Below are 6,254 nucleotides of genomic sequence, written 5' to 3' on the forward strand. Positions count from 1 at the left end.
ACGACGTCGGCCGAGTCAGCCACTTCGGTGGCGTCCACCGAGATCAGCGGTTTGCCGACGTCGATGGTTGACCCGGCATCGCCGTGCAGGACCGCGACGGTTCCGGCAAACGGAGATGGAACTTCGACCACCGATTTGGCGGTCTCCACCTCGGCAATCGGCTGGTCGACCACGATTTCCTCGCCGACGCCGACGAGCCAGTTCACCAGTTCGGCTTCGGTCAGGCCTTCGCCCAGGTCGGGCAGCAGGAACACCTGCCGCTGCTGTGTGGCAGTCATTTAGTCCTCCCACTGCAGGTCGTCGACGGCGTCAAGGATGCGGTCCACCGATGGCAGGTGGAAGTGCTCAAGCTTCGGTGGCGGGAACGGAATATCGAAACCGGACACCCGACGGACGGGAGCGGCCAGCGAATGGAAGCAACGCTCCTGCACCCGGGCCACGATCTCGGAGGCAACGGAGGCGAATCCCGGCGCTTCGGAAACGACGACGGCGCGGCCGGTCGAGCGCACAGCGGCACTGACCGTTTCGTCGTCGAACGGCACCAGCGACCGCAGATCCACAACCTGGAGGCTTCGGCCTTCCTTGGCGGCAATTTCGGCGGCGGCCAGCGCCGTCGGCACGGAAGGACCGTAGGCAATCAGGGTGGCATCGGTTCCCTCCCGGGCGATCACGGCCTTGCCGATCGCGGAGGGGACCTCCGGCGACAGCCGCGCTTCATTGAGCGCCTTCAGGTCCACGTTGTCCTTGGACCAGTACATCTTTTTCGGTTCCAGGAAGACCACCGGGTCATCCAGTTCGATCGCGTCGCGCAGCATGGTGTAGGCGTCGGCAACAGTGGCCGGGGCCAGGACGGTGAGGCCCGGAGTATGCACGTAGTAGGACTCGGAGGAGTCGCAGTGGTGCTCAACTCCCCCAATTCCGCCGGCGTAGGGAATGCGGATAACGATCGGCAAGCTCACGCGGCCCTTGGTGCGGTTTCGCATCTTCGCCACATGGCTGACCACCTGCTCGAAGGCGGGGTAGGCGAAGGCGTCGAATTGCATCTCGACCACCGGACGCATGCCATTCATCGCCATCCCCACGGCCATACCCATGATGCCCGCCTCGGCCAGCGGCGTATCAAAACAGCGCTGTTCGCCGAAGCGTGCGGTCAAGCCATCGGTGATCCGGAAGACACCGCCGAGGGGACCCACATCCTCGCCGAACATGATGACGCGCTCGTCCGCCTCCATGGCGTCGGACAACGCCGCCGTCAGCGCCTTGGCGAAGGTCAGCGGGACAGCCGTGCCGCCGTCGTTGTGCTGCCCGTTCTTCTGCACTGCCGCCTGTGCGGGCGTTTCGGATACAGGCATCGTGGAATCCAGCTCCTGCTTCGCTGCAACGGAGGTCATGATTACTCCCCTTCCCTGGAAAGCTCGTCGCGCAGCATTGCGGCCTGTTCGGCCAGCTGCGGCGTCGGCTCTGCATAGACGTGTTTGAAGAGGTCCTCCGGGTCGACCTTCACCTCGCCATTGAGACCGCTGCGCAGCGTGGCGGCGACCAGTTCGGCCTCCTCCTTGATGGCGGCTTCCGCCTCATCCGTGAGCAGCGCGGCGTCCGTCAGGTACTTCTTCATCCGGACCACCGGATCCTTAGGGGCCCACTCGGCCACCTCGTCATCGGTCCGGTAGCGGGTGGCGTCGTCGGCGTTGGTGTGCGCCTGCATTCGGTAGGTGTGCGCCTCAATCAGCGTCGGTCCGCCGCCATCACGGGCACGTTCGACGGCGGCCCCCATCACCGAGAGCAGCGCGGCCAGGTCATTGCCGTCCACGCGTTCGCCCGGCATCCCGTAACCGATCGCCTTGTGTGCCAGCGAAGGCGCGACGGACTGATGCGAGAGCGGAACCGAGATCGCGTACTGGTTGTTCTGCACGAAGAAGACCACCGGCACATGGAAGACGGCGGCGAAGTTCAGCGCCTCGTGAAAGTCACCCTCGCTGCTCGCGCCATCCCCACACATGGCGACGACGACGGTGTCCTCGCCTTTCAGCTTGGCAGCGTGGGCGACGCCTACGGCGTGCAACAGCTGCGTGGCCAGCGGAGTCGACTGCGTGGCGACCTTGTGCTCGATCGGGTGGTAGCCGCTGTGCCAGTCACCGCGCAGCAATACGAGCACCTCGACCGGGTCCACGCCGCGGGTCATGACGGCGACCGTGTCGCGATAGGTGGGGAACAGCCAGTCCTGCGCGTCCAGGCAGAGCGCGGCCGCGACCTGGCAGGCTTCCTGCCCGTGCGACGACGGGTAGACGGCCATCCGCCCCTGCCGGACCAGGGCGCTCGCCTGGTCATTGACGCGGCGGCCCACCACCAGCTTTCCGTAGGCGTGAACCAGCTCTTCGGCGGAGGGCATCGGGTACTTGCCGGCGACGCCGGGCTCATTGGGCACGAGGGCGCCTAATTCGTTAATAAGCTGCACCGGAGCTGCCGATGGGAGCATCGCGGCCTCGGAGCGGGCCGATTCCTCTGCTGTGGAACTGCTCATGGAAGTCCACCTTTCCTCAACGCTGAGGTCTTCAACGAAAGATACTGTGTTTGTCCATTATGGATTCACCTGACTATTCGTATCCAGTCGAGGGGATTACTGTGGAAATTCTGAAACTAAAGCATTAGAGTCGTAGACGAAATGTAACTGTGAGCTGGATTACCCAGTAGGGATGTAGACGGATGGTTGAGCAGGCGACACCGGCACTGGACAGCGTGGACCGGCGGATTCTGAGCGAGCTGGCGGCGGACGGCAGAATGTCCGTCACGGCCGTCGCCGAAAAAGTACATATTTCGCGGGCGCACGCCTACTCGAGGATCGCGCGGCTGACCGAAGACGGCGTTCTGACGCGGTTCACGGCATTGATAGATCCCGCGAAGGCCGGGCTGAAGTCCTCCGCGTACGTGACGTTGAAGGTGCGCCAGCATTCATGGCGTGAGCTGAAGGAGCGGCTGCAATCCATACCGGAGGTTCACCATATTGCCCTGGTGGGCGGCGACTTCGACGTCATCCTGCTGGTGCGGGCCGTGGACAATGTGGACCTGCGCCGGGTGATTTTCGACAAGCTGCAGTCCATGGAAGGTGTGCTGGATACGCAAACCTTCCTGGTGTTCGAGGACATCGACACCCGCTAAGGATCTACTGATGGCGCCAGCAGGAATTTTTCCGCAGGATCAGATAGCGCCATAGTGATAACGGACCGAAATAATCACGATCTGCTCATCCTCCACCGCATAGACGAGCCTGTGTTCGTCGGTGATTCTGCGGGACCAATATCCGGCAAGCTGATGCTTCAACGCCTCAGGTTTGCCGATTCCTTCAAACGGTGACCGGAGGCAGTCCTTAATCAGCAGGTTGACCCGCTTAAGGTTGGCCTTGTCGGTTTTCTGCCAATAGACGTAGTCATCCCATGCGTTTTCCGTGAAGGACAATCTCATTCAGCGAGATGCCGTTCGGCGGCTTCGCCGCGGCGGTGCTGCGCAATACTTTCCAGCAGATGTGCCGCGTTGGCCGGAGAACGAAGCAGATGCGCCGTCTCTTCAAGGGACTCGTATTCCGCCATGGACATCAGAACGGCACTTCCCCGCTTGGATGTAATTTCGACCGGTGCGCGGTCGTTATTGACTTGCTCGATGAGCGGAAACAAGTTCTTCCGCGCCTCGGATGCCGTGACGGCCATGGAAGCCTCCATTCATAGTGGTACTACATATCGTACTACTATTACTCCAGCTACTGGTAGCCGTCGACGATTGCGGCGGCAATCTCCTTGTATGCCCGGGCGCGTGGAAGGCTTGAGCGTTTCCAGCGAGATCAGGTCGCCATCGGCCACGCCACGGTCGTGCGGAACAGCAATCAGTTCGCGGCAGATACCCGACAGGTGCTCGTTAATGGCATCCTTATTCACCCGTGCAGACACTTCGTCCTTGTCGGTAATGACGACGATGGCGTTCCTGGCCAGCTCTTCATAGCCATGGCTGGCGAGCCAGAGGAGGGTACTGCGGGCACGCTTGGCGCCGCTCACCGCATATCCCGCCGCAATCACCAGGTTGTCGGCAGTCTGGAGAATGCCCTTCATGGCGTTGTGCGTCACGCCGGTGCCGCAGTCAGTCAGCAGCACAGAGTAGTACTTGCCAATCAGCGCCCGGATCTTCAGGTATTCCTCGGCGGTGAGGCTGTCGGAAACTTCCGGTTCCTGCTCCCCCGCCAGAACATGGAACCGGCCGGCGTGCTGCATGTACCGGGAAAGCTCTGTCAGGGAAGTAATTGATCCAAGGTCGTCAATGATGTCGGAGACGGTGCGGGGACTCGAAGACTGATAGATGCTCTCCCCCAGCGCACGTTCGGCGAGATCGCCGGAGTCCGGGTTAGCGTCAATGGCGCACGGTGGATCGCCGCGGAACTCGGCAAGCGTCATGCCGACGCCGACAGTGGTCGAGGTCTTCCCGATACCCCCTTTAAGAGACAAAACAGCAGTGTTGTATGCCCCGTGGAGCTGCCGCGAGATCCGCTTCTCGAGTGCATCGTCCTCACGCTGCCTGGCGCTCGGACCCAGATTGACCGTACCGCCCGAAGCTTTGTAAACCGCACCGCGGAGTCCACCGCTGGGGCGGTCCTTTGTCGGCTTTACGAATGCGGTCGTTTCCGCACGCCTCGAGGCACGCGTCGGCGTTGGCTTATCGGCACCTTTGCCGAACTCGACGTCGTCTTCCTGTGCTGCGGCGCGGCCAGTCACTGTTTCCCGGAGAGTCCGGTCGTCAGCATCAATATCCGGCGGCGGCTGTAAGGGAGCGCGGTCAGGCTTCGGCACCGCAGGAGCTTGGGGTGCTACTGGCTCTGGATCTGTGGATGGCAGCGGTGGGAGAGACGCCGTCGGCAGTGGTTTTGGACCGGTCTCTGGACCGGAACCATATCCAGGAGCATCAGGTACTGCTTCACCGGAGGGGCGCGCGCTGCTGAGCGGGTAGCCCGTCATTTCCGGCTCCGTGGTGGATTCGGTTTCACCCGACTCGCTGACGTAGAACCAAGTATCTTCGCCAATCGTGTGGTCCACCCCGTGAGTGAGCACTTTGCGTCCACGGCGCTGCGCTTCCTGTGCCAGTTGGTCGAAAGCCATCAGGTACTGCTTCACCGGAGGGGCGCGCGCTGCTGAGCGGGTAGCCCGTCATTTCCGGCTCCGTGGTGGATTCGGTTTCACCCGACTCGCTGACGTAGAACCAAGTATCTTCGCCAATCGTGTGGTCCACCCCGTGAGTGAGCACTTTGCGTCCACGGCGCTGCGCTTCCTGTGCCAGTTGGTCGAAAGCCGCAGCGTAGGGATCCGAGTATCTTGCAGTATTGATTCGGGTGGCGCCGACCATGACAGAGCCGTCCTTATGAATTTGAACGACCATGTGATCTGACGGTTGGCTCATTGCACCTGCTCCGGGTTGGTTCGGTAGTGATAGACGGCGCCGACCCGCGCCGTCCCCCGGCCCGCACATCCTCGTCCATCCTAACGAAGCGTTGAGACGGAATCACATTCAATAGACCCTGGTTCTGTGGACAGGGAGACCATCCTGCGTCAACCAGTCACCACGGCCACGCGGGTTCACTAGCCGGGGCGGACATCGCGGGTGCCGAAGATGGCCTCGCATCGGGACCATATCGTTGCGGATCACTACCCGAGGAATCATGTCAAGATGCCCGGCTGGATCGATTCGCAGAATCATTTGAGAATGCCCGGATAGCTGGTTGCGTTTTCGGTCCTCTTTTTGATGTGGTCAGGGTCAGCAGTTCGGCTGTAAGGGCCTGGATTTCACGCTGGATCTTTGCCGGGTTCAGCGGCGTGTTCTCTCGGGTCAGTTTCGTCTTGGTCTTCTTCAAGACGGTCCCTTCATCGGCGAGGACCCGCTGGTACGGGGTGGCCGGCTGATCGTATTTCTTGGTGATCTTTGCTCCGTTGCGCACTTTTGAGACGAGCTTTTGCTGCGGCGCGAAGTGGTTGGTCGCCAGCCGCTGCAGCGCCCAGATCCGATTGAGCAGTTCCAACTCGGCGGCGGTGTCGTAGCGGTGATAGCCCACCGTCTGACGGACGATATGCCAGTTCTTCTGCTCCACGTGGGCACTGTCGTTTTTGTTTCCGGAGCGGGACCTGGTGAAGGTCAGTTTCTCCTGCTCGCACCAGCGGATCAGCTCCCAATTTATGAACTCACTGCCGTTATCAGAATCGATCCCCAGGATCGGGAACGGGAAC

Annotated in this window: 7 protein-coding genes and 1 pseudogene; 1 reads left to right on the top strand and 7 read right to left on the bottom strand. The window is 61.6% G+C overall.

The window, feature by feature from the left end; translation table 11 throughout:
- From Y707_RS26595 to pdhA, 3 genes are all read right to left on the bottom strand, one after another.
- Positions 1-278, bottom strand: a 278-nt coding sequence (locus tag Y707_RS26595) for a biotin/lipoyl-containing protein (RefSeq protein WP_035781997.1), incomplete at its 3' end; no start/stop codon positions are given.
- On the bottom strand, positions 279-1,391 hold the full coding sequence (locus Y707_RS0115670; RefSeq protein WP_275451222.1) for an alpha-ketoacid dehydrogenase subunit beta: 1,113 nt from the start codon (positions 1,389-1,391) through the stop codon (positions 279-281).
- A gap of 2 nt (positions 1,392-1,393) precedes the next feature.
- Positions 1,394-2,521: a pyruvate dehydrogenase (acetyl-transferring) E1 component subunit alpha gene (gene pdhA, locus Y707_RS26600; RefSeq protein ID WP_035781998.1), complete on the bottom strand. Its 1,128-nt coding sequence runs from the start codon at positions 2,519-2,521 to the stop codon at positions 1,394-1,396.
- Between the two features lie 182 nt (positions 2,522-2,703).
- Here pdhA and Y707_RS0115680 point away from each other — a divergent pair, with 182 nt between their 5' ends.
- On the top strand, positions 2,704-3,156 hold the full coding sequence (locus Y707_RS0115680; RefSeq protein ID WP_026535790.1) for an Lrp/AsnC family transcriptional regulator: 453 nt from the start codon (positions 2,704-2,706) through the stop codon (positions 3,154-3,156).
- Positions 3,157-3,195: 39 nt separating this feature from the next.
- Here Y707_RS0115680 and Y707_RS0115685 read toward each other — a convergent pair whose 3' ends face one another.
- From Y707_RS0115685 to Y707_RS31590, 4 genes and pseudogenes are all read right to left on the bottom strand, one after another.
- Positions 3,196-3,459: a Txe/YoeB family addiction module toxin gene (locus Y707_RS0115685; protein ID WP_026535791.1), complete on the bottom strand. Its 264-nt coding sequence runs from the start codon at positions 3,457-3,459 to the stop codon at positions 3,196-3,198.
- On the bottom strand, positions 3,456-3,701 hold the full coding sequence (locus Y707_RS0115690) for a type II toxin-antitoxin system Phd/YefM family antitoxin (RefSeq protein WP_026535792.1): 246 nt from the start codon (positions 3,699-3,701) through the stop codon (positions 3,456-3,458). The genes Y707_RS0115685 and Y707_RS0115690 overlap by 4 nt, the downstream gene beginning before the upstream one ends.
- A 12-nt stretch (positions 3,702-3,713) precedes the next feature.
- Positions 3,714-5,135 carry a MinD/ParA family ATP-binding protein gene (locus tag Y707_RS32915; RefSeq protein WP_253905204.1) on the bottom strand — a complete coding sequence of 474 codons (1,422 nt, stop codon included), beginning with the start codon at positions 5,133-5,135 and terminating at the stop codon, positions 3,714-3,716.
- Positions 5,136-5,695: 560 nt separating this feature from the next.
- A pseudogene (locus Y707_RS31590) lies at positions 5,696-6,254 on the bottom strand (integrase); the annotation flags it as partial.

It is taken from the genome of Arthrobacter sp. H14 (assembly GCF_000520495.1).
Classification (GTDB): domain Bacteria; phylum Actinomycetota; class Actinomycetes; order Actinomycetales; family Micrococcaceae; genus Arthrobacter_C.

Excerpts from the sequence above, each read along its gene's own strand:
- Y707_RS0115685 (WP_026535791.1), bottom strand. The coding sequence starts at position 3,459 with ATGAGATTGTCCTTCACGGAAAACGCATGGGATGACTACGTCTATTGG.
- pdhA (WP_035781998.1), bottom strand. The coding sequence starts at position 2,521 with ATGAGCAGTTCCACAGCAGAGGAATCGGCCCGCTCCGAGGCCGCGATG.
- Y707_RS0115690 (WP_026535792.1), bottom strand. The coding sequence starts at position 3,701 with ATGGCCGTCACGGCATCCGAGGCGCGGAAGAACTTGTTTCCGCTCATC.
- Y707_RS32915 (WP_253905204.1), bottom strand. The coding sequence starts at position 5,135 with ATGGCTTTCGACCAACTGGCACAGGAAGCGCAGCGCCGTGGACGCAAA.
- Y707_RS0115670 (WP_275451222.1), bottom strand. The coding sequence starts at position 1,391 with ATGACCTCCGTTGCAGCGAAGCAGGAGCTGGATTCCACGATGCCTGTA.
- Y707_RS0115680 (WP_026535790.1), top strand. The coding sequence starts at position 2,704 with ATGGTTGAGCAGGCGACACCGGCACTGGACAGCGTGGACCGGCGGATT.